Genomic DNA, 21216 nt, shown 5'->3' on the forward strand with positions numbered 1-21216 from the left:
AAGTTTCAGGTATGCGCCCGGGCCGCCCCGTCGCGGCGATAAATATAGGCAAGCACTTCGGCGACAGCCTGATAAAGGGTTTCCGGAATCATCTGATTGAGATCGACGGTTTTAAAAAGAAGCCGGGCCAAAGCCCGGTTTTCAATCACCGGAACGCCGTGTTCTCGGGCAATTTTTTTGATTTTTTCCGCAATCAACCCGGCTCCTTTAGCCACCACCACCGGGGCCTCCGAATGCTCCTGATCGTAAATCAGAGCAACGGCAATATGGGTCGGATTGGTAATTACGACATCGGCCCGAGGAACCTCCCGCATCATCCGCTGCCGGGCCGCACTCATCTGCATACTGCGAATCCGGGACTTGACCTGAGGATCACCCTCCTGCTGTTTCATTTCGTCTTTGATATCCTGCTTGCTCATCTTCTGATTTTCCATGAAATCCCAACGCTGATAGAGATAATCAAAAAAAGCCAGCAGGAGCATCAGCAAACCACAACGCCACAGAATCTGAAATGAAATCCGAGCTATAAAACCCAGAATAACACTGACCGGCTGGTTTAACAGCTCAAAAAAACCGAGAAAGTTCTGCCTGTAAACAACATAGGCGATATAACCGAGAAGGCCGATCTTAAGGCATGATTTAACTAGTTCAACCAACGGCCGCAGGGAAAGAAAACGGCTTTTAAACCCGCTTACCGGATTCAGTTTGGATAGTTTTGGTTTTAAGACCTTTGGTGTTATCTTAAAGCCCACCTGCATAAGATTGGCGGCCAGACCGGCAACCAGCAGGAGAATGAGCAGCGGCGCAAGCAGCAGAAACATCTGTCGAATGGTCATGAGCAACAGATTATAAACCATGGCCGGAGTCAGCTCAAAAAGCAGGGCATCGCCCAGAATATAGCGCATCAGCTCGGCCGGGGACGATAAAAAACCCCCTCCCGCGAAAAAGAAGAACGCCAGCCCCACCAGAAGAATAAAAGCCGACGCCACTTCCTGACTCTTGGCAACCTGCCCTTCTTCCCGAGCCTTGCCCAGCTTTTTCCCGGTCGGCTTTTCTGTTTTACTGGGGTCTTTCGCCATGGTCAGAGTCCCCGTGCCGCGCTCAAGAGCAACATAATATCATTAAACAGCAAGCGATATAAATCAGCCAGCAGATTTGCCAGATAAGGAAAAAAAAAGCCGATCAAAAACATTCCCAATAGAATTTTCAGAGGCATCCCGACAATAAAAATATTCATCTGCGGCGCGGTTCTGGCCACCACTCCGAGGCTGACATCACTAAGAAGCAGGGCCGCCATCAGCGGGGCGGAGATTTTAACCGCCGTGGCAAAAATAGCACTTGAATAACGCAGCACCAGCTCCAGCAAGCCCTCTCCCGGTCTGAAACCAGCCAGCGGAATCAAAGAAAAACTTTCCGCCAGCGCCTTGAAAATCCAGCGGTGCGCTCCAAAGGCCAGAAACAACAGCATCGCCAACATATAATAAAACTGGGCCATCAACGGAACCTGCAGACTGGTCACCGGATCAACCACATTGGCGACCGCAAAGCTCATCTGAAAGCCAACCATTTGACCAGCGGTCTGGACTGCGGCAAAAACCAGTTCGGCGAGCAAGCCGACCAGCATACCGATGACCATCTCGCTCAACAGGACCAGTGCAATTTCCGGCAGGCCCCTGGCAAAGAGCGGTTCTCCGCGAAGGGGCGGCACCAGGTTAAAAAAAAGCAGCGCCAGCAACAAAGAAAAGGCAATCTTCAAGCGCGAGGGCACGGCCTGATTACTTAACACCGGAAAGAAAAAAAGCAACGCCGCGATCCTGGTCAACAACAGAAAGAAATGGCTGAGCTCGACAACCGTTATAATCGGAGAGAAATTCATTTAGGACCGAATTCAACTGGTTTATAATTCAATGAATAACCGCTGGAATCGAAATTATGAGCCGGGTGGTGAAGTCAACCATATACTGCAGCATCCACGGGAAAAAATAGATAACCGCCAGAAAAACAATCACAATTTTCGGGACAAAGGTCAACGTCATTTCCTGAATCGAGGTCACAGTCTGAAAAATGCTGATCAGTAAACCGACTGCCAGCCCGGTCCCCAGCATCGGCGCACAGATCAAAAGGGTGGTCTCCATCGAACTTTTGGCCAGAGCGACAATAAATTCAGGGGTCATTTTTGATTTCCTTTAATTTTTTCCGATCCGTTTTCCCGCCGCCGGAGGCGGCGCGTCAAAAACTCTGCATCAGAGAACCAACCATCAGGCGCCAGCCATCGGCCATGACAAAAAGAATCAACTTGAAAGGCAGAGAAATCATGACCGGCGGCAACATCATCATCCCCATCGACAACAGAACGCTGGCAACCACCATATCAAGCATTAAAAAAGGAATATAAATAAGAAAACCGATCTGAAAAGCGGTTTTCAGCTCACTGACAATAAACGAAGGAATCAGCACGTGAGTGGGAATATCAGCTACCGTCCGCGGTCTCTCCACCCTGGCCATGGCAATAAACATGGCCAGGTCGTCTTCATGAGTCTGTTTAAACATAAACTGGCGCAACGGCTCCAGGGCCAAGGAGAAAGCCTCCTCCTGACCAATAGTCTCAGCTATATAAGGTTGAAAGGCTTCCCGATTGATCCGTTCAAAAACCGGATACATGATAAAAAAAGTCAAAAACAGACTGAGGCCGACAATCACCTGATTGGGCGGCATGGTCTGAGTCCCGACGGCCTGGCGAAGAAAATGAAAAACAATCACCAAACGGGTGAAGGAAGTCATCAGAATAAGGATTGACGGCGCCAGGGCCAGCACCGTCAATAGCAGCAGAACCTGAATGGCAACCGATACCTGAGCGGGCTCCGTACTCGAACCAACCCCGATCTGCAGAGTTGGAATTGCAATTTCCGCAGCCGCCGCGGCGTTAAGCGGCAACCAGAACAAGGCCGGAAAAACACCCAGGAAGGTCAACCGAAACAACTTGCCAAATCGCTTCATCCTCGCCGACTCCGCTCTCCATTATTATCCTGAAGACGATTTTTTATCTGGCTGACGACCTCGCGGTAATTATCCGGTAATTCCACCTCTTTCATCTCATCTGCCACCGTCATCATGGCCGTTTTCCCCTGAACAACACTGCCACCGGTGCCTTCGGAAGGAGGAATATCATTACCAGAAGAATCATTACCTTTCCGCAGGAAACCTTCCAGGTAGCTGCCGAAGCGCCGGACCCGATCTTGTTCGGCCCGCAGCAGTCGCAATTCCTCGATCTTTTCCGCATCTTTGATCGTCGTCAGGATCGTCATCCGATCTCCGTTTGTGCCCACCACGAGAACCTCTCCCAGCAGCTCCAGAAACATAATCTGCTGTTTTCCGGAAATGACTTCAATCCCAAGAATTTTTATCAAGCGGGACCGACCGGAAACCCCGCGCCCACGACGAAAACGTTTCAGCAATCCGACCATTGCCACAACCATAAAAACAACCACCAGCAACGCCAGCAGACTTCTCAAACTCGACTTCAGTAAAGAAGGCGGAGCATCCACCTCCCGAGAAGGGACCAAAGCAGACGCAGGCTGGCGATCCTCGCCGGCAAGCAGTATTTGTAGACGCGCCATTTTAACCTTGCCGGCATCATCCGGATCCATGACCGGGCTTGCCGCCAAAGTTTCCTTCCAGGGACGGTACTCTTTTAAAAGAACTATCTGCAAGTTTGTCGGCAGGCGCTCCAAGGCAAGAAAAGCTTTCATTTTTAATTCCGGATCGCGTTTCCTCAGATAGCAGTATGAGTCGCCCGCCTTCCTAACCACGCCAAATCCCGTCACCCAATCATCATCAAGAACAATTTCCTGAGTTTCCCCGATCAACCCCGAATCGGGCAAGGGCAAAACAATCAGCGCCCCCTGCTCCGCGAACAAGGCGTTTACCGGCGGAGCAGCTTCTTCATAAGGAAGTGTGAAAATCATCCTTTTTTCAGCTTCGGAGAAGGTCAGCTCGGCGGCGGCGGCGGCTGAACGAGTCAGGCCTTCTTTCTGAAGATCGAGACCAAGGATACAGACGAACAGAAAAAAAATTAAGCAAACCTGAGACAAAGCACTTTTTTCAAAGCAGGATGCCTGTCCCGAGTATTCCGCCCGCCTGGTCAAGACCCAGGATAACGGTTGCTTTATACTGGTCATAACAATCAACCAAACACCTCTTCTTTTCGATCTATTTTAGCTGTTCTATCCGTTCGGTCGGACTGATAATATCCGTCAAACGAATGCCGAATTTTTCATTGACAACCACCACCTCGCCCCGGGCAATCAACTTGTTGTTAACCAGGACATCAAAAGGTTCTCCGGCCAGTTTTTCAAGCTCAATCACCGACCCCTGACCCAATTGCAGAAGATCATTGATGATCATCCGGGTTCGCCCAATTTCCACTGAAAGTTGCAATGGAATATCCAGGATGAAACCGATATTGGCGGGTAGCTGACGCCGCTGTTCACTATTCAGAGTTGAGAGCAGACCCTCGTCGTCGCTCTGCCGACCTTTATCAGCAGCAGAGCCCACGGAAGCCTTAGCGGCTGCTTCGCCCTTGATCAGGGAGCGCTGTTCTTCGAGCTCACCGGCCACATCATCCCAGGAAATATCATCAATCAGATCCTGGTTGCTGGGAGCCACGCTCTTTTTCGCCGCCGGAGAGTGTTCCAGATCGCCACTCTCCTCGAGTTCTTTTTTTACCTGATCAAAAAGATCATCCATCTAGCACCTCTCATCTTCTCACTTTCTGCTTTAACATTATCGCCTTGGAACCTTTTGAGGTTCCGGCCAGGGCTCGATATTTGAGATGCCCCTCAACAAAGACCTGCATCAATTCAGTCGCATCCTGACGCAAGGGAACGATATCTCCGACTTTCATCGCCATGAGCTGGCGCGCGGTTATTTCCGTCGTCCCCAGGGTCACCGAAAGCCCGACATCGACCGCCAACAGACGATTTACCAGACGCCGTAACCATGCGACATCGACCTCCAAGCGCTCACTCTGAAAACCGGTATAAAGTTTATTACGCAAAGGTTCAACCAGGGAATAGGGGATACAAATCGTAATCGCCCCGGAAAACTCCTCCATTTCCAGGGTAAAGGTAGAAAGGATTACCACATCACTAGGAGGAACGATCGTCACAAACTGAGGATTTATCTCGGAGCGAATAAAGCTGAAACGGATATCCTCGATCGGACTCCAGGAGTCCTCCATACAAACCAGCGCGGCCTCAACCACCTTCCGCACGACCCGTTCTTCAATTGCCGTGAAATCGCGGCCTTCGACCTTGACGGTATCCCGGCCACCTCCACCAAAGAACATGTCAATCAGGGAAAAAACCAATTTACTTTCGACAATCACCAGGGCCATGCCCCGCAAAGGTTCCATCTTGAAAAGATGAATGCTGGCCGGCACCGGAATCGTTTTGAGAAATTCACCGAACTTCATCATATCCGAGACCAGAGGAGAGACATCGATAACTTTATGAAGAAGGGTCGAAAGTGAAGTCCTGAAGGTCCTGGCAAAACGCTGGTTGATAATCTCCAGCGTGGGCATGCGGCCGCGAATAATCCGCTCCTGACTGGTCAGATCATAAGACCTGAACTCATCTTCAGCCAGAGGCTGATCAGTTTCGGTTTCAACCTCTCCGTCACCTACGCCCTGCAAGAGAGCATCAATTTCTTCCTGCGAAAGAACCTGACCCATACATTTCCACCCGAAGCTGTCCGCGACCGCCTTGCCGAAATTCACATTCCGGCCATTTTCTCACCGTTGCTAAAGTAGCTTAACCCCTCATTACCTAACAAGCTAGAGCCAGCCGATACAGCACAGCCTTTCCTCTACAAGGCAATAATCCTTGCTTGACAGCTGTTACTTGAGCGGCGGACAACCACTTGCCTTACTGAACTACAAACTCTTCCCAGTACACCTTGGTGACCTGTCCACTAACCAGATACACATTAACCCGCTTGATAATATCCTGACGCAACAGGAATTTACCCTCCATCGTGCTGATTTCAGCAGCGGTCTTGGAGCTCAACAGGGTCAGGATCACGTCCCTGATCTGAGCCTGCCGCTTATCCACTTCTTCGAGCAAAACCTCATCACTCAATTCGAGCTTCATGGTTACCTTCAGATAACGCCGCGACTTTTTGTCAGCCAGATTAACGACAAACGGCTTCAGAGCAAAAACCGGTAGAATTTTAGGTTCGTTTTTCTTGGCGGCCTCAAGCTCCGCCAGCTCCTCCGCCGTTGGCACCGGAGTCCGTAAAAAGAACCACCACGCGCCGAAGCCTCCGCCACCAAGCAAAAAAAACAGCAGCAGAATAATTATCAGAAGCCCTTTTTTTGATTTTTTACCTTCACTGACCGCTTCCGTATTTTCAGAATTATTTATGGCCACTTCATCTCCTCCCCCAAACTGATATTTCAATCAATATTTCATTTTTCCCCATCCGACGCGGCCAGCCATTCAGGCAAATAAAAAACAACCCTTCGGTTACGTCGCCGATGCTCCGGAGTATCATTGGCAACTAAACCCCGGTCCGAACCATATGCCACCAGTGAAAAACGCTCCGGTTTAAAACCTGCGTGGATCAGATACTCCGTCAGGCGACCGCCCCGTGCGGCGGCCAGCACCTTGTTGTCGGGAAACCGTACGGTCTGCAAAGGGAAATTATCCGTATAAACTTCAATTTCGATGGGGCCAGCCCACGTCCGGAAAAATTTCTCAAGATAACGCAAAGCGACCTTGCCCTGGCTTTTCAGATCATCATCCAGGGTACCGAAAAGCTGATCACTGGCAAGCTCCAGCCGAAGTCCCTGATCGACAACTTCCACCGCCAAACCCGTCTTTCCAAGTTGATTTTCCAGTTGATCCAAAAGACGGGAAAGTGGTTCGGAAAGCTTTTCGTAATAGTTCAGGTCGCGCACCCTCGACAAACCGTGAATCTCTGCTACCGGAACATCCAGATTAAGACTTGTGCCTCGATTCAAAACCCCCGAAGCCGCGGGCAGCAGACCACCAAAAACCTTTTGCAGCAAGTCCTTATCAAAAGATGACATGGAGATCAGGAGCACAAAAAAAGTCAGCAACAAGAGGAGCATGTCCGATAGAGTCACCATCCAGCCATCACCAGCACAAGGTTCACGCGAAATCAAGCTTCCGGTTCCTCGCCTCAGCCGCCCCATCTTTACAGCTCCTTAAAAAGTGAAATCTCCAACCCGAAGCTTAGCGGGCCGACCATCCATGCCATAAGCCGGCACACCGCCAATCACCCTGATCCGCAGAGTATCTCCGGGCAAGCTCCCGGCGCTCTCCCCGGCAACCGGGGCCACACGCCCGAAAGCCAGCACCCGAGCAGCCGGCCACCCTCCCTGAATCGTCATCAGATTATAGACCCTGCCTGCCCGTAGCGCCGCCAAGGACAACTGTCGCGAAACCTCTGCAGAGCCTCCCCCGGGAGCGGTAAAATCGTACAGTTCGAAGCGAACCTGGGTCAGTCCCCTTAGAAATTCCGCGATTTTCAGCAATAAGGCTGTTCCCGTTTCGCTAAGACGATCGCTTTGTTCATGGAAAAGCAATGCATGCGGCAAATTAATCATGATGCCCTGATCTTCGGCAAAGACATCTACCGCTCCGCTCCGCAAAGCCCGACGATGCAAAAAACTGTCTATTTTAGCTCTAAGATCAGAACTTCTCTCCTCCAGCAACGAGGCATCCAGCAACCGGGCTTCCGGGCTTACCGGCTCCTGACTATTAAAACCACCGTCAATACCTCCAAAACTTCCTTGCAGAGAACCTACTGCGGCTGCCCTCTTGCTTTCGTCAATCGCCGTCATCGAATAAAAAAGAATATAAAACGCAATCAGAATAAGGCTCAACGAGGCCATCAACGGCGCCAGGATAGGATTGTTCCCGTTATCTGAACCCGCCGAAAACCGTGTTTTAATCATCTGCGAACCTAGACTTACACCTTAACGACACGAGATTTACGCCAGGTAGGTGGTAAGAAGGCTTCAAGACGGTACTGTAAAATCTGGGGATTATCACCCCGGGCGATGGCCACCAGACCTTCAGCAATCAATCGGCGTGAAAAAAGTTCCCGCTGACTGCGCCGCCGCAGCTTACCGGCTAAAGGCAGAAAAATAAAATTGGCCAGCACCGCCCCGTAAAAAGTGGTAAGCAGGGCCACGGCCATGGCTGGTCCGATAGTTTCGGGGTCATTCATTCTTTGCAACATCTGCACAAGTCCGATCAGAGTTCCCACCAGCCCCATGGCCGGCGCGATGGTCCCCATCGTGGTAAAAATATTGGCCCCGAGTTCATGCCGTTCACGCATACTGTCAATATCAAGCGAGAGGATTTCCTCGATCATGTCCGCCTTCAGACCATCTACGAGCAGAACCAGTCCCTGGCGCATAAAGGGATCCAACGTAACATCATTGCTGTGATTTTCAAGCGCAAGGATACCATCCTTGCGCGAGTCTCTAACTAATTGAACGAGAAACTCAATATCCTCACTTAAAGGCATTCGATCTGTAAAAAGAGCGTTTTTGAGGTAACGTAAAAGATTGGCAAACTCAACCAGAGGATAATTAATCAAAGTCGCCCCGAAGGTGCCGCCGATAACAATCAACAACGAGGGCAGGTTCCAGAAAACCAGCAAACCACCGTCACCGGCAATCGCTGCAAGCACCAGGGAAAAAGCTGAGAACACTCCCAAAATTGTAGCGAAATCCATGGACTCCCTTTTTCCTGAAAGATTCCGGGCCAAGCCTGTTCTGTTAACTCAAGAGTATGCTTAACTCAACCAAGAGCGCAGCAATGATCATGCCATCTATCTGAAAAGCAATTCCCTGCCCAAAACAGTATCATTAACCCGGGAAAAAAGAAAATAAATTTTCTCACGACCGGAACCGGGTGTCAAGACCTTGACAGTTGTCATAAAATCATGCCGATAAGCAAAAAAAAGGCGGCCCTCAGCCCAGGGTCCGCCTTAAAAATCTTTGTCGCGACTTGCGTAAACTATGGATGGACAACCGCCAGAATCCGTGCGGTTGTCCCGCCATGACACTGGACCCGATGCGGAATCATTGAGTCATAATAAATACAGTCACCCTCATCCAACACATCAGTATGATCTCCCAGAGTTACATCTATCCGCCCTTCGAGAACATAGATAAACTCTTCCCCCTCATGCCCGTAACACTTATCATTTTTAATGGTCGCAGGTTCCAGCGTGACAATGAACGGCTCCATGCGCCGGTCTTTTTTACCAGCCCCCAAAGACTGATAAGTATAACCGTAGCGCACCCCCTCCTTGGAGGCAAAGCGGGAAACAATATGTTCCTCCCCTTTACGAATCAGGGTGAAGGGCTCGGTCTCATGCTGACCGAAAAAGGTACCGATGCTGACCCCCATGGCCTTGGCCAGATGAACCAACACCCCCAGCGAAGGTGAAACCAGATGATTTTCAATCTGCGAAAGCACTGCCGTGGAATAACCACTCTTTTCCGCAAGCTCCTGCAAAGAAATTTTCGCCTTCTGACGCAGTGATTTTATTTTTTCTCCGACCTTTACTTCTTCCATGCATATCACCTCAACAAATTACCGGTCCCGCTCCGTTGACTGAAGAGCTACCGCTCAGGCGACCGCAGCGGCGCCGGCTTCGATGGCCTTTTGATTGGCTGGAATCATTTTATGATATTTAGGATTCAGGGCATCCGCCAAAGCCGCCGTCACCGAGGCCACGGCCACGACCCCGCTTTTCTGGACATAGGCCCCTAAAGCCACCATATTGGCAAGCCGGTTATTGCCCGCCGCAGCTTCAGAAAGGGCATTGAGATCCAGAGCCAGTAAATCGATATCATCGCGTTCCGAGGCATCAGGGGAAACCAAGGTCTGATTCAAGATGACAATCCCTCCGGCTTTGATTCGGGACTCGAACTTAATCAGGGAAGGGCGATTCATGATAATCAGCGACATCGGCCTCCCGACCACCGGCGAGCCAATCGGACGTTCATCAATCACCACCGAGCAATTCGCGGTGCCGCCCCGCATTTCAACCCCATAGGAGGGCAGAAAGGTAACATTTTTATCCTCATGAATAGCCGCATAGGCCAGCAGGTTACCAATCAACATGATTCCTTGGCCGCCGAAACCAGCCATGATTACATCATTATACATAATATCCTAACCTGTCTCTAATGCGGGAATAAGCCCCGCAACCCAAGCGGCCTTGTCAGCCCGCACCTGACGGCGCTACCGATGGTCGCAAATAAGTACTTTCATCAGTTCATTTTCTTGTTTTTTTCAAACCGAAAATGAACTGTCAGGCACTAAAGAACGTCAACAACATCTTTCTGTTTCAAGATACCCAGAGGGAAATAAGGAATCATCTCCTCGGCAATCCGTTTATTGGCTGCCTGCGGAGTCATCCCCCAGTTGGTCGGGCAGGTGGAAAGGACCTCGACAAAGGAAAAACCTCGACCCTCAATCTGCATCTGAAAAGCCTGGCGTATGATCTTCCGGGCTTTTTTGACATTTCCGGGAGTATTGACCGCAACCCTGGCAACCAACGAGGGGCCTTCTAGAGCGGCCAGCATTTCCGTCATCTTGATCGGATAGCCATCGCGATTGTTGTCGCGGCCATAGGGCGAGGTCGTACTGCGCTGGCCCAGCATGGTCGTAGGAGCCATCTGTCCCCCTGTCATCCCATAAATCCCGTTGTTGACAAAGATGATAGTGATATTATCGCCACGATTGGCCGCATGGATCACCTCGGCCGTCCCAATCGCGGCAAGATCGCCATCCCCCTGATAAGTAAAAACGATATTCTCCTTGAGAACCCTTTTGGTGCCGGCGGCCACCGCCGCAGCCCGACCATGGGGGGCCTCGATCACATCAACATCGAAATAGTCATAGAGAAAGACTGAACAACCGACAGAAGCAATTCCAACCGTTTTTTCGCGCAGGGAAAAATGGTCCAAAGCCTCAGCCACCAGCCGGTGAACAATGCCGTGATGACATCCCGGACAAAAATGAAACGGTTTATCCGTCATCGACCGGGGTCGTTTGAAAATCTGCTTCATGATTAGCTTTCCTGTTTATTTTTTTCGCAAGTTTCACGAATTTTGACGTAGAGGTCCTCCGGCGTCGGCACTGAACCTCCGGGACGTCCATAGAAATCCACCTTGCAATCCCCCGGTAAAGAGAGCCGGACATCCTCAACCATTTGCCCGGTGTTCATCTCGGCAACAAGAAATTTTTTGACCCGGCCACCGGTCCGAAACAAGACCCGGCGGGGAAAAGGAAAGAGCGTGATCGGCCGAACTAAACCCACCTTCATACCTTCGGCCCGAGCCTGAGCCACGGCGGTCTTGACAATTCGCGCGACACTGCCAAAGGCGACCACCACCAGTTCTGCATCCTCGGTATCAAGTTCCTCGACCATGACATCGTCGCGCTCCAGGAGCTCATATTTGGCCTGCAAATGCCAGTTGTGCTTTTCCATTTCCCCGTCGGCAAGAAACAAGGATTTGATCAAACGGGCCGGACGCCCTTTGGCGCCGGTAATCAACCAATCACGATCCTCTCCTCCGCTGGTCTTTTCCGGCAACCAGGGAATAATCGGTTCCTTGATCTGGCCCAAAATCGCGTCCCCTAAAATCAAGGTCAGCATCCGATATTTCTCAGCCAACTCAAAGGCCCTGATCGTCAGATCGTAAAGCTCCTGCCCGGTGTGAGGAGCCAGGACGATCAGTTTATAATCTCCGTGCCCACCTCCTTTAACCGACTGAAAATAATCTCCCTGCGTCGCGTTAATACCACCCAGCCCCGGTCCCTGACGGCTCATATTGACCACTACGGCGGGCAGTTCGTTCCCGGCAAAATAGGAAAAACCTTCCTGCATCAAAGAAATCCCCGGGCCGCTTGACGAAGTCATAACCCGTGCCCCGGTGGCCGCTGCCCCTATTAACATATTGATTGACGCTATTTCACTTTCAGCCTGCAGAAATTCACCGCCGACCGCCGGAAGATGCTCCGCCATATATTCAGGGATCTCGTTCTGCGGGGTAATCGGATAGCCGAAATAATAAAAACACCCGGCATTGATCGCGGCCATCGCAATCGCTTCATTACCTTTCGCAAAAACCTTCTTCGGCTTGTTCATCTAACCCTCTTACCTCCAGACAGCTATCGCCACATCAGGACACATTTCAGCGCAACGGCAGCAACCGACACAGGCTTCCGGCCGCATCGCCACCACATACTGATAACCTCCCAGATTAATCCCTGCTCCAATTTCTAGAATTGCCTCCGGGCAGACCTCAACACAGAGCCCGCAACTTTTACAGCGCTCGATATCAATCTCAATTTTCGCCATAACCTTTTATTTCTCCAGGGAACCGGCGTTTTTGACTTCCGCGCAAGCTCAGCGGCGCCGCAGGTTTCTCCCGCAACTCCTGGTCGCTCCTACGCATTTTAAGCCCTGCGCTCAGTTCAAAAACAAACCTGTCACTACTGTTTTACCACTCAGATAAGGAAACTTTATAATGGCTTACTTCAATACTTGTCAATCTAAAAAATCCGCCTTCAAACCGGCTCAGACAAAGGTATAAAAGGAAAAATCGTCCGTGCCGACATCCGTCGGAATTTTCGAGAAAAAGTCAGCCGCCGCCGCCAAAAATTCCAGATATTCGGCAAAGCCCTGAGGATCACTGACCTTTTCGATCTCACAACCGTAACAGTAGTAACCATCGGGACGCCCGGACTTGACATTTTTGAGGCGGCATTGAATCTGCAAACGACTATCGGCGGCCAGACTCATTTCCAGAAGAAAATTACGCGGAACCCGGTGCCGACTCAGAATTCCGACACCCTGCGGACCAATATCCACCACGTAAGAACATGGCGACAAGAGCACTTTGTAACCATCCTTGTGCATACCACTCAGAGTTACCGGCGTGTAACTCTGATAACGGGGGGCACTCCAGATTTTGACCTGTTTGATCTCTCGCAGTTCGGGTGTTTTCAAGCAAAGGTGATAAAATGGAATATAACTGACCTTGAGAACCGAGGTTTTGAACTGATAGCTGAAACCTTTGTGTTCATAATTTAAGTAAAGAAGATTATTAACATAAACCGAGTCGAAATAGCGCCAACCACCGCTTTTGGCCTGACGCTTGGGGCGGTCTATGATAATGGTATCCCCAACCCTGGTCAGCAAATGACTTTGATATTTTTCGCCGGCCAGGATTTTGGCGACTTCCACTAGCTGGTAGGGGGCAAACGGCAAGCTCTCTGGCATTTCTCAGGGAACCTCCTGTTCCAGAAAAGTTCCACCGCGAACGAGCTGCTCCAGACAACAGCAACCGCGGCTGGATTAAACGAAATCATGGTCGCCCCGCTTGCGCCAGCCTTTCTTTAAGAAGCCAAGCGACCCTCCTGAAGATCATTCCAGATCTTCGCAACCTGTTTTTTGGTATACGCAAGATCTCCTGTATTATCAACCACAAAATCGGCAAATTGCAATTTTTCATCAATCGGCAGCTGCGCCTTAAGAATGTTTGCGGCTTCAGCCTCACTGATTCCATCACGCTGCGCCAGGCGCTCAACCTGAATCTGAGCCGGCACATGAATAACCAGAATCTTATCGAAAAGATACTGCAGATTCAGCTCTATCAAAAGAGGTACGGCTACCTGAATAACGGCGTCCGGGTTCCTGGCCGCAATGGCAGCAGTCTGACGAAAAAATTCCTCGTAAATAGGCGGGTGGGTAAAACTTTCTAGTTTTTTGCGTTTTTCCATATCCCCGAAAACGATATCGGAAAGTTTTTTACGATCCAGGCTGCCGTCCTCCGCCAGCACTTGACGCCCAAAATAATCGACAATCCGGGCCAGACCCGAGGTCCCAGGTTCAACCACTTGGCGGGCAATCAGATCAAAGTCAATCAAGGGTGAACCCAGCTCGCCAAGCATCTTCGAAACCGTACTTTTGCCACTGGCGATCCCCCCGGTAACCCCGAGAAGAAAATGCCGTCCGTCACCTTTGACCTTTTTCATCATCTCTTCCAGCCCGAGATATGCCGGCGGGAAGACTGAAGTCAAATCACAACTGGCTCCAGCAAAACTGATCGGATAACGCACCCCCCGGCGATAAAGAGCTTCAAGACCGGACAAAGCTTTCTCCATCAGAGCGGCTGGCAGAGCCATCACCAGTTCGTCATCCTGAGTGTGACCGTAACAACGCTCGCCGTAACAAGGCAAAGCCAGCGAGGCTTTCTGGTCCCGATAACAGCGCACAATCGCATCGGCGCAGGAAGACTCGCCGACACAAAAAAACTGCATAACCTCGTAATCGACAAATTGCAGAGCGTTGACCAACAACATCATCTGGGCCGGATTAGCGTAAATCAAAACGATATCCGGATCAAACGGATTATACACCAGCGGCGCCATGGCCAGCGCCTGATAACGACCAACCGGCAGCCTGGGAATCGACCGTTCAAACTTACGGCCGTCCTCTTTGGTGGCAACCCAGACAATGTTGCGAAAGGTTCCATCCCGATGACTTTCGGGCAACTCCTGCAGACCCAGAATGGAAGAACAGGAGGCAAAAAGAAAATCCTTGATTTCAGCTCCGACACTCCAGTCAAAGTTGCGCACCAGATTAATCATCTGACACATGGTCATTTTATTCTGTGGCCGACGCAGAAAAGGGATAACCTCTAGTTCTTTTCGGCTTTCCAGCATTTTAAAGGCTACAGGGAATGATTTCAAGCGCAACAACCGCTCAAAACGCCTAACTATTCTTTCCCAATCCTTTTCAGTTTTCATAATCCATAGTCCTTAAAAATCATCTCCGGCCCAAATCCCGGCGCCCCCGGGCTCTTTAAGCAGGTCGGAAACTGATTGGCCGGATGCAGGCTCAATATCCTACCAAGCCTGAATCCGGCTATCCCTTCAGAGTTTCAATGTTTCAATAATCAACGAAAGCTGACCGGACGACAGTCAGCCTGTTTCAAAACCGCGAGCAGATCCTCCTCATTCCTGAGCCTCCGCGTAAAGGCGGTAGCATAGATGCCTACCGATGATACATCATGCGCGTCACTGCCGCCGATCGCCGGCAACCCCAGACCCAAAGCAACCTCCCGGGCCAGATTATTCTCGGTGGCCGTAACCTTGCCATTCATGGTTTCCACCGCGTCCACCCACTTAAACATCTCCCGGGTCATGGCTTTTTCCGGGGTCAAACCGACATCGTCAGCCCCAAAGGTCAGAAAACCACGAAAAGGATGAGCGGCCACGATAAACCCGCCCACGGTCGCAACCCGTTTCTTAAGCTCAGCCAAACGAATAATACCCTGAATATCCTCGTAAAAACCATAAACCAGCATGTCTCCCTGCTCGGTTACGATCTCATTAGCCCGCAAAACCAGAAAATCATGTTTTCGGCGCAGACTTGCGATTTCTTCCGCAGACCAGAGAAAATTATGATCACTCAGACAAATTCCGTTGAGCCCGATGCGCTTGGCCTCGATAATCATCTCATCGACACTATCTGAAGCACAAGGCGAGGCCGGCGAGGTATGCACATGCAGGTCAACCACAAACGACGCCGCGTCCGCCTTTGGCGACGTGGCAAGAATCTTTGCCTGGCTAGATTTTTGTTCAGAGCTGCAGTTTTCCGCGTCGGCCCCGAAAGCCAGGGAAGTCGTCCCCTTTGAACCATCCCCTGTGCACGCTCCGGTTTCCGAATTCAGCCTAAACTGTCGAAAAGTCAGCTCCGGATCATGCTCCCGGGCCGCCTCCCACTGCAACAGCTTAACGGTTTCCCGCAGGGCCCCGGCACAGTCGATAAAAAGGTTAGCAAAATGGCGACAAGCCCGGCGACCGATGGTCTTGTGAATTGTATTATCGATCCCCTCCGCCAGACAAAAACCTTCGGCCTCATCCAGAAAATTGAGCGCCCTGGGACATTCCGGCGTCGTCCAGCGCAGCCAGCGCCCTTCGATCTCGAAACAGACCAGATCGCTGATCCTGGCCTTGAAATTGAGCTCCAGGCTGTAGATTGAATCATCCAGAACTCCATGTACAGCCAGGGTTTCCTGATCCAGACGAGCAACATTCACAATCTTGTTGCGCATAAATTTCAACATCAGCCCTGCCCTCCCGCCGATTCCGCCTCAAGCTCGGCCACCAACGGCGTCCCTTTGGCAAAAGCTGCACAGCGATCGTAAAGACGAATGTTTTTTTTGACCATTTCCGAGTAAAAAACGATCTTGCCGGCCTCGTCGTCAGGCGCCTTGAGCAGTACCTTCTTGGTCAAGGTCAGAATAATCCCATGACAACATTCCTCGACCATATAGACCAGCTCGTCGCAGTTTTTATCTTCTCCCAGCAGACCCTTGATGATTTTCAGCATGCCGGTACCCACTCGCACCCCCAGGACCTTTTGTAGCCGCTGATCCAGATCGGCTATTTCATCATGATATGCGTGCGTATAATGACCAGAGATGCCGACAATTTCAAGATCCGGCATTTTCACCTCAAGCCTGACCTCGGCATCGGTCAGAGTATCACGTAAGCGACAAACCGAAAGTAAATCATTTTCATTTATTTTCTCGACGCTGGTGCCGCGATTCATGGAATATTTAAGAATATTATTGGCCATGGATTACTTTACCTGCTCGCTCAGCGTGAATTTCCAGGCACAAAACCACTCCTGCGGATGTTTGTCCGGCGGACAACCAAGACACTCGGTTGCGATCCGGGAATCGATCGTCCGAGCGAAATAGGGGTATTCAACCATCCCGGCCGATTTGCAGGGATAATCTTCCAGTCCCTTGCGCTGCCGGGCGACCTGAACCCGGCATTCATTCATGCGAAAAATAATCGTGTTCGCATCAACATCCTCAATCGACTGTTTATTGATCAAGGCATACATACGAAATGCCAAGGCCTGTTTCAAAGCAGGAATGCCGCCGTTATCCGGCAAACCGAGAAGTTCCTTAACACGCTCCGCCTCATAAGGGGAATAGCGGGTCCAGCAGGTGTCATTGCAGCGTTTGGCATCAATCATGCCAAACTCACTTTCAACCGCCTGAAACCAGATGCCATCGTTCGCCAGCCAGTTGACCCCCAGATTCTTCAACAGATCAATCAAAGCTTCCCGGGAAAGTCCGGACAAGTGGGCCGGCACCCCGTCTTTGAGTTCGAACCCAAAAATCTTGGCCAGACGACTGAGCTGATTACTGAAACTGCCTGCCCAGGCTTTCTTTTCCACCGCCAGAGCCTTTTCCATTCCAAGCTGATGTTCAACCTCGGCAAACCAGCAACCGTAGTGAACCATGGTCCGACGAAAGGAATCAATCACCATTTTGACCAGCAACGCATCGTCAGCTTCGTTGATAATTTTACTCATGTCGTTCATCGCCAACCTCCCTTTACTTTTAAAGAAATATTACTTTTGCAAGCCTTTGATTATCTGTTTGCCAAAACATTTTTACTCCGGTTCAAGCACGCATAATCAGCCCCGGGCTGCGCCTCGGTCCCAAAATCAAGTACGGCTTTCCAATCGGTATTTATGGCCCGCCAAAACCAAAAAAAAGACGCCCTCATCTTCCCGCAACAGCTCTGCCAGACGAAAATGGGCCGTCGGCAGACAACGGGCGGCAAAACGATCATTCTTCACCCGCGCCCGCAGAGCCCCTGAATCATCCAGCGCCAAAGTCGACGGAACGAGGATTTCCCGGGTGCCGTCATCCAAAACCAGGATGATTTCAAGCGGGTCGCCCTCACCATTTCTTTTCACCTCGATATCATGAATGAAGAAAGGGGTTTTCTCAACCCTGACCGGAGCTCGCTTACCCTTATAATCAATAAAATAATTGCCGCCGGCCGGATCGACAATCAGCGAAGACTTAAAGAGAGCAAGAACCTCAGGATGAATAATCTGATTGCCTTCATACCACCATTGTCCCTGACCATCGATCAAGATATAATCCTCTGTCTGTTCCATGCTGACCTTCTTGAGTTAATATATATAAATCCCGCAAAGCACAACCCTAATTAAACTGGGCAAGATCTATCAATCAACTAATTTTAAAGATTGAAGAACGAAAAGTTACTATTCAGCCAATCCGGAAAATCAGGGGGGACGATCCCGATTCCTTCCCGATTTTTTGCAGAGATCAGGACATGTCCCCGATTTTCCTGATGTTCACGTCTCAACACAAGCTGAAACTATCTGCGCTGAATAGCGCCCTAAGACCGCTACCGCGGCCACACATTAGGGCCAGCGACAAAGCGCTCAACGCACAGGACAGCTATCTTAGTCAATTTATTGATTGGCTTTGATAGCAACGGGGTTACATGGCCGTTAATTGAAAATTTTCAGTATATAAGCAACTGCGAACGCAAATTAACCTTTCGGTTTACCAGCCCGATTTTTTTCTGATATTAAGGGTGTTGCATGGGGGAAAATTACCAGACTTTTACCAGTATTGCAACATAATTTATCAGGTTTTTCAGGTATCACACTCTAAAAAACCGGCACCTCGCAATCCGATATCCGGATACTTCGCGGCCCCGCCGAGGAACGCCCAGTCGATGGGGCGAGAAAACGCCAAAAACGAAACAAGGGGTTAAGCGTTGATTTCGCCTAACCCCTTTGATTTTACTGAAGCCGATGCGCGGACTCGAACCGCGGACCTACTGATTACGAATCAGTTGCTCTACCACCTGAGCTACACCGGCAGGAAACCAATCATTCTGCTGCACCCGGTCACAGTCAACCCACCTGAACCTGATCCGTATCAAAAAAACAGAAGGCGGACTGTATCCGTGCTCAGGGGCGATTTTCTAGTTGGTTTCCGGCAAAAATGCAAGCTAAAAGTAAAATCCTCCTGCGCGCCGCGCGAAAATCGCGGTTATTCATTTCTCTTGACGCCGACAATGTGTTATGAAGAGCGCCTCTCTTGGATTTTCCGCCAACCCCTCAAACGATTGTTTTTTTGTGTCGAAAACCATACCCATGCCGACAACCATGAGCGACCAGGAAGTTCGCCAAACTATCTGCCTTTTTCTGGTCGCCTGGGAAAAACAACCGCAACCGTTGACGCCGAGCTTCGAAAACTTTCTCCGCCTGGGGAAAAAGAATCTCAACCCACCCCAGAGAACCATGGCCACCAACCTGATCGCCGGGGTTGTGCGCGAGCGTTTGCGCCTTGATCATTTCATTGCCCGGCTGAGCCGCACCGGCGGCGCCAACCAGCCGGGCATGCAGAACCTCCTGCGCCTGGCGCTCTTTGAACTCGAGGCTCAGGGAGCGCGGCCCCGCCCATCATTCGCCATCGTGTCGGAAGCGGTCAACCTGTGCAAAATCATAGCCCCGGGCCGGGAAGGTTATGTCAACGCGATCCTGCGCAACTTCCTGCGCCGGGGCAGCGCCGAACTACTCCCGGAAGACAACGACCTGGCCGCAAACCTCTCTCTGCACTATTCCCTGCCGTTGTGGCTGGTCGAAAAATGGCAACAAGAATTCGGCCTAAAACCATGCCGCCGGCTCTGCCGCCAGGCCAATATCTTTGCCGGCACCACTTTTCGGGTTAACCAGCTCAAAATTTCACGCGCGGAGCTGTTAGACCGGCTGGTCGCTGCAGGCCCCAGCGGGCTGCGCCGCGGTTCCTGCAGCGCAGGCGCTTTCAGCACCACGCAGGCCTCCGCCCTGATCGACTCACCCTGGTTTAAAGAGGGATTTATCAGTGTGCAGGACGAGGGGGCCCAGCTCATCGGCGAACTGGTCAACCCGAAACCCGGAGAAACCATTCTCGACGCCTGCGCCGCTCCCGGCGGCAAAAGCGCCCATCTGGCGGAACTCAGCCGGGACCAAAGCCATATTTTCGCGGCCGATCGAGACCGGAAACGCCTGCGCCTGATTTCAGAAAACAACCTGCGTCTGCAGCTCTCGTCCATCACGCCGGCGGCCCTTGATCTGACTCAACCGTTGCCGGCCGCATGGCCGCAAAGCTATGACGCCATCTTACTTGACACCCCCTGTTCCGGCCTGGGCGTCATCCGCCGGCGCGCCGATCTGCGCTGGCGCAAAAGTCCTCGGGAAATCGCCGAACTGGCCGTAATTCAATTGCAAATTCTGGAAAATTGTTCTAGATATCTGCGCCCCGGAGGGCGTTTGATCTATGCCACCTGTACCGTCAGCCAGCCGGAGAACCAGGATAATCTGAAGAGATTTTTAGCTCGCAACCCCGCTTTTCGACTGCAGAGCCGCGATGAAATTGAGCCGGCCCACCTGCGTCGGCTGATCAGCCGGCAGGGTTTTCTTGAAACCAGCTTTCTCGACGAAGAAAGCATGGACGGTTTTTTTGCCGCCCGGCTGATCAGAACCTGCTAAAACCAGACTTCAAGGTAAAAACTATGCGCATGATCGCCCCTTCTATATTATCGGCCGACTTCAGTCGTTTGGGCGAGGAAATTCGGGCCCTCGACCAGGCCGGAGCGGATCTGATCCATATCGATGTCATGGACGGCCATTTCGTCCCCAATCTGACCATCGGCGCCGGGGTCGTCAAAGCTTTACGCCCCCACAGCAAACTTCTCTTCGACGTGCACCTGATGATCTCCGAGCCAGAGCGTTACATCGATGACTTCGCGGCGGCCGGAGCCGACATTCTCACGGTCCATCAGGAATCCGGGGTTCATCTGCACCGGCTGCTGCAAATGATAAAAGCCCACCAGCTCAAAGCCGGAGTTTCACTGAACCCGGCGACTCCGGCCGTCATGCTGGAGGATGTCATCGCCGAAATCGACCTGGTCCTGGTGATGACCGTCAATCCGGGCTTTGGCGGCCAGCAGATGATTCCCGCCGCCCTCAACAAAATTTCCCGGCTCAGAAAACTGGCCGAGAACCGGGAGAAGCCCCTATTGATCGAGGTTGACGGCGGCATCAACGCCGAAAATATCGCTCGGGCCGAAGCCGCCGGCGCCGATATTTTCGTCGCCGGTTCCGCAGTTTTCAGCTCTCCTGATTACGAAACCAATATCGCCAAACTAAAAAAAGCCGGGTTGTAAACCCCAGCCTTTTATAGTTTGGCCTTCTCCTTTAACAGGCTACCCCATATAATCGACCCCAAACCGTTAAGCTGAAAACGTTGGGTTGGCCTGCGGA

The 21216-nt window shown here is 51.2% G+C and carries 24 protein-coding genes and 1 tRNA gene; 2 read left to right on the top strand and 23 right to left on the bottom strand.

The window, feature by feature from the left end:
• Positions 1 to 5: 5 nt before the first annotated feature.
• The 23 genes from flhB to ENN66_04335 all read right to left on the bottom strand — a co-directional run bounded on the left by flhB (position 6) and on the right by ENN66_04335 (position 18788).
• The gene (gene flhB, locus ENN66_04225; protein HDS15813.1) at positions 6 to 1079 is read right to left on the bottom strand and encodes a flagellar biosynthesis protein FlhB; all 1074 of its coding nucleotides are present in this window, start codon (positions 1077 to 1079) and stop codon (positions 6 to 8) included.
• Between the two features lie 2 nt (positions 1080 to 1081).
• The gene (gene fliR / locus ENN66_04230; GenBank protein HDS15814.1) at positions 1082 to 1876 is read right to left on the bottom strand and encodes a flagellar type III secretion system protein FliR; all 795 of its coding nucleotides are present in this window, start codon (positions 1874 to 1876) and stop codon (positions 1082 to 1084) included.
• A gap of 28 nt (positions 1877 to 1904) precedes the next feature.
• On the bottom strand, positions 1905 to 2174 hold the full coding sequence (gene fliQ, locus ENN66_04235; GenBank protein ID HDS15815.1) for a flagellar biosynthesis protein FliQ: 270 nt from the start codon (positions 2172 to 2174) through the stop codon (positions 1905 to 1907).
• A gap of 55 nt (positions 2175 to 2229) precedes the next feature.
• Positions 2230 to 2979 (bottom strand): flagellar biosynthesis protein FliP, encoded by a 750-nt coding sequence (gene fliP / locus ENN66_04240; protein HDS15816.1) that lies wholly within the window; start codon positions 2977 to 2979, stop codon positions 2230 to 2232.
• A gap of 14 nt (positions 2980 to 2993) precedes the next feature.
• Positions 2994 to 4178: a hypothetical protein gene (locus ENN66_04245; GenBank protein HDS15817.1), complete on the bottom strand. Its 1185-nt coding sequence runs from the start codon at positions 4176 to 4178 to the stop codon at positions 2994 to 2996.
• A 31-nt stretch (positions 4179 to 4209) separates the two neighbouring features.
• Positions 4210 to 4746: a flagellar motor switch protein FliN gene (fliN, locus tag ENN66_04250; GenBank protein ID HDS15818.1), complete on the bottom strand. Its 537-nt coding sequence runs from the start codon at positions 4744 to 4746 to the stop codon at positions 4210 to 4212.
• A gap of 10 nt (positions 4747 to 4756) precedes the next feature.
• Positions 4757 to 5731 carry a flagellar motor switch protein FliM gene (gene fliM / locus ENN66_04255; protein ID HDS15819.1) on the bottom strand — a complete coding sequence of 325 codons (975 nt, stop codon included), beginning with the start codon at positions 5729 to 5731 and terminating at the stop codon, positions 4757 to 4759.
• 193 nt (positions 5732 to 5924) lie between these two features.
• Positions 5925 to 6428: a flagellar basal body protein FliL gene (locus ENN66_04260; protein ID HDS15820.1), complete on the bottom strand. Its 504-nt coding sequence runs from the start codon at positions 6426 to 6428 to the stop codon at positions 5925 to 5927.
• 38 nt (positions 6429 to 6466) lie between these two features.
• Complete coding sequence (locus ENN66_04265) at positions 6467 to 7216, bottom strand: hypothetical protein (GenBank protein ID HDS15821.1); 750 nt, start codon at positions 7214 to 7216, stop codon at positions 6467 to 6469.
• Between the two features lie 12 nt (positions 7217 to 7228).
• Positions 7229 to 7981, bottom strand: a complete 753-nt coding sequence (locus tag ENN66_04270; GenBank protein HDS15822.1) for a hypothetical protein — start codon at positions 7979 to 7981, stop codon at positions 7229 to 7231.
• A gap of 14 nt (positions 7982 to 7995) precedes the next feature.
• Positions 7996 to 8769 (bottom strand): motility protein A, encoded by a 774-nt coding sequence (locus ENN66_04275; protein HDS15823.1) that lies wholly within the window; start codon positions 8767 to 8769, stop codon positions 7996 to 7998.
• Positions 8770 to 9053: 284 nt separating this feature from the next.
• A complete protein-coding gene (locus tag ENN66_04280; protein ID HDS15824.1) occupies positions 9054 to 9617 on the bottom strand; it encodes a cupin domain-containing protein in 564 nt (187 codons plus the stop codon).
• 54 nt (positions 9618 to 9671) lie between these two features.
• Positions 9672 to 10214: a 2-oxoacid:ferredoxin oxidoreductase subunit gamma gene (locus tag ENN66_04285; protein HDS15825.1), complete on the bottom strand. Its 543-nt coding sequence runs from the start codon at positions 10212 to 10214 to the stop codon at positions 9672 to 9674.
• A 152-nt stretch (positions 10215 to 10366) separates the two neighbouring features.
• A complete protein-coding gene (locus ENN66_04290; GenBank protein HDS15826.1) occupies positions 10367 to 11119 on the bottom strand; it encodes a 2-oxoglutarate oxidoreductase in 753 nt (250 codons plus the stop codon).
• A gap of 2 nt (positions 11120 to 11121) precedes the next feature.
• Positions 11122 to 12201 carry a 3-methyl-2-oxobutanoate dehydrogenase subunit VorB gene (gene vorB / locus ENN66_04295; protein ID HDS15827.1) on the bottom strand — a complete coding sequence of 360 codons (1080 nt, stop codon included), beginning with the start codon at positions 12199 to 12201 and terminating at the stop codon, positions 11122 to 11124.
• 9 nt (positions 12202 to 12210) lie between these two features.
• Positions 12211 to 12414, bottom strand: coding sequence for a 4Fe-4S dicluster domain-containing protein (locus ENN66_04300; protein HDS15828.1), 204 nt, complete (start codon positions 12412 to 12414; stop codon positions 12211 to 12213).
• Between the two features lie 219 nt (positions 12415 to 12633).
• Positions 12634 to 13338: a hypothetical protein gene (locus ENN66_04305; GenBank protein HDS15829.1), complete on the bottom strand. Its 705-nt coding sequence runs from the start codon at positions 13336 to 13338 to the stop codon at positions 12634 to 12636.
• Positions 13339 to 13454: 116 nt separating this feature from the next.
• On the bottom strand, positions 13455 to 14867 hold the full coding sequence (locus ENN66_04310) for a dephospho-CoA kinase (protein ID HDS15830.1): 1413 nt from the start codon (positions 14865 to 14867) through the stop codon (positions 13455 to 13457).
• Between the two features lie 149 nt (positions 14868 to 15016).
• Positions 15017 to 16189 (bottom strand): hypothetical protein, encoded by a 1173-nt coding sequence (locus tag ENN66_04315; protein ID HDS15831.1) that lies wholly within the window; start codon positions 16187 to 16189, stop codon positions 15017 to 15019.
• Positions 16189 to 16704, bottom strand: a complete 516-nt coding sequence (locus tag ENN66_04320) for a hypothetical protein (protein HDS15832.1) — start codon at positions 16702 to 16704, stop codon at positions 16189 to 16191. The genes ENN66_04315 and ENN66_04320 overlap by 1 nt, the downstream gene beginning before the upstream one ends.
• Before the next feature lie 3 nt (positions 16705 to 16707).
• A complete protein-coding gene (locus tag ENN66_04325; protein HDS15833.1) occupies positions 16708 to 17463 on the bottom strand; it encodes a cytosolic protein in 756 nt (251 codons plus the stop codon).
• Positions 17464 to 17589: 126 nt separating this feature from the next.
• Positions 17590 to 18051, bottom strand: a complete 462-nt coding sequence (locus tag ENN66_04330) for a DUF1285 domain-containing protein (GenBank protein ID HDS15834.1) — start codon at positions 18049 to 18051, stop codon at positions 17590 to 17592.
• A gap of 661 nt (positions 18052 to 18712) precedes the next feature.
• A tRNA-Thr gene (locus ENN66_04335) sits at positions 18713 to 18788 on the bottom strand.
• Positions 18789 to 18993: 205 nt separating this feature from the next.
• On the opposite strand from ENN66_04335, the gene rsmB reads away from it, so the two are divergent.
• Together rsmB and ENN66_04345 are read left to right on the top strand one after the other, a co-directional pair.
• A complete protein-coding gene (gene rsmB / locus ENN66_04340; GenBank protein HDS15835.1) occupies positions 18994 to 20442 on the top strand; it encodes a 16S rRNA (cytosine(967)-C(5))-methyltransferase RsmB in 1449 nt (482 codons plus the stop codon).
• A 23-nt stretch (positions 20443 to 20465) separates the two neighbouring features.
• Positions 20466 to 21119 (top strand): ribulose-phosphate 3-epimerase, encoded by a 654-nt coding sequence (locus ENN66_04345; protein ID HDS15836.1) that lies wholly within the window; start codon positions 20466 to 20468, stop codon positions 21117 to 21119.
• Positions 21120 to 21216: the final 97 nt, after the last annotated feature.

It is taken from the genome of Pseudomonadota bacterium (genome assembly GCA_011049115.1).
Classification (GTDB): domain Bacteria; phylum Desulfobacterota; class Anaeroferrophillalia; order Anaeroferrophillales; family Tharpellaceae; genus DSCM01.

Excerpts from the sequence above, each read along its gene's own strand:
- flhB (HDS15813.1), bottom strand. The coding sequence starts at position 1,079 with ATGGCGAAAGACCCCAGTAAAACAGAAAAGCCGACCGGGAAAAAGCTG.
- fliR (HDS15814.1), bottom strand. The coding sequence starts at position 1,876 with ATGAATTTCTCTCCGATTATAACGGTTGTCGAGCTCAGCCATTTCTTT.
- fliQ (HDS15815.1), bottom strand. The coding sequence starts at position 2,174 with ATGACCCCTGAATTTATTGTCGCTCTGGCCAAAAGTTCGATGGAGACC.
- ENN66_04245 (HDS15817.1), bottom strand. The coding sequence starts at position 4,178 with ATGACCAGTATAAAGCAACCGTTATCCTGGGTCTTGACCAGGCGGGCG.
- fliN (HDS15818.1), bottom strand. The coding sequence starts at position 4,746 with ATGGATGATCTTTTTGATCAGGTAAAAAAAGAACTCGAGGAGAGTGGC.
- fliM (HDS15819.1), bottom strand. The coding sequence starts at position 5,731 with ATGGGTCAGGTTCTTTCGCAGGAAGAAATTGATGCTCTCTTGCAGGGC.
- ENN66_04265 (HDS15821.1), bottom strand. The coding sequence starts at position 7,216 with ATGGGGCGGCTGAGGCGAGGAACCGGAAGCTTGATTTCGCGTGAACCT.
- ENN66_04270 (HDS15822.1), bottom strand. The coding sequence starts at position 7,981 with ATGATTAAAACACGGTTTTCGGCGGGTTCAGATAACGGGAACAATCCT.
- ENN66_04275 (HDS15823.1), bottom strand. The coding sequence starts at position 8,769 with ATGGATTTCGCTACAATTTTGGGAGTGTTCTCAGCTTTTTCCCTGGTG.
- ENN66_04280 (HDS15824.1), bottom strand. The coding sequence starts at position 9,617 with ATGGAAGAAGTAAAGGTCGGAGAAAAAATAAAATCACTGCGTCAGAAG.
- ENN66_04285 (HDS15825.1), bottom strand. The coding sequence starts at position 10,214 with ATGTATAATGATGTAATCATGGCTGGTTTCGGCGGCCAAGGAATCATG.
- ENN66_04290 (HDS15826.1), bottom strand. The coding sequence starts at position 11,119 with ATGAAGCAGATTTTCAAACGACCCCGGTCGATGACGGATAAACCGTTT.
- vorB (HDS15827.1), bottom strand. The coding sequence starts at position 12,201 with ATGAACAAGCCGAAGAAGGTTTTTGCGAAAGGTAATGAAGCGATTGCG.
- ENN66_04300 (HDS15828.1), bottom strand. The coding sequence starts at position 12,414 with ATGGCGAAAATTGAGATTGATATCGAGCGCTGTAAAAGTTGCGGGCTC.
- ENN66_04305 (HDS15829.1), bottom strand. The coding sequence starts at position 13,338 with ATGCCAGAGAGCTTGCCGTTTGCCCCCTACCAGCTAGTGGAAGTCGCC.
- ENN66_04310 (HDS15830.1), bottom strand. The coding sequence starts at position 14,867 with ATGAAAACTGAAAAGGATTGGGAAAGAATAGTTAGGCGTTTTGAGCGG.
- ENN66_04315 (HDS15831.1), bottom strand. The coding sequence starts at position 16,189 with ATGTTGAAATTTATGCGCAACAAGATTGTGAATGTTGCTCGTCTGGAT.
- ENN66_04320 (HDS15832.1), bottom strand. The coding sequence starts at position 16,704 with ATGGCCAATAATATTCTTAAATATTCCATGAATCGCGGCACCAGCGTC.
- ENN66_04325 (HDS15833.1), bottom strand. The coding sequence starts at position 17,463 with ATGAACGACATGAGTAAAATTATCAACGAAGCTGACGATGCGTTGCTG.
- ENN66_04330 (HDS15834.1), bottom strand. The coding sequence starts at position 18,051 with ATGGAACAGACAGAGGATTATATCTTGATCGATGGTCAGGGACAATGG.
- rsmB (HDS15835.1), top strand. The coding sequence starts at position 18,994 with ATGAAGAGCGCCTCTCTTGGATTTTCCGCCAACCCCTCAAACGATTGT.
- ENN66_04345 (HDS15836.1), top strand. The coding sequence starts at position 20,466 with ATGCGCATGATCGCCCCTTCTATATTATCGGCCGACTTCAGTCGTTTG.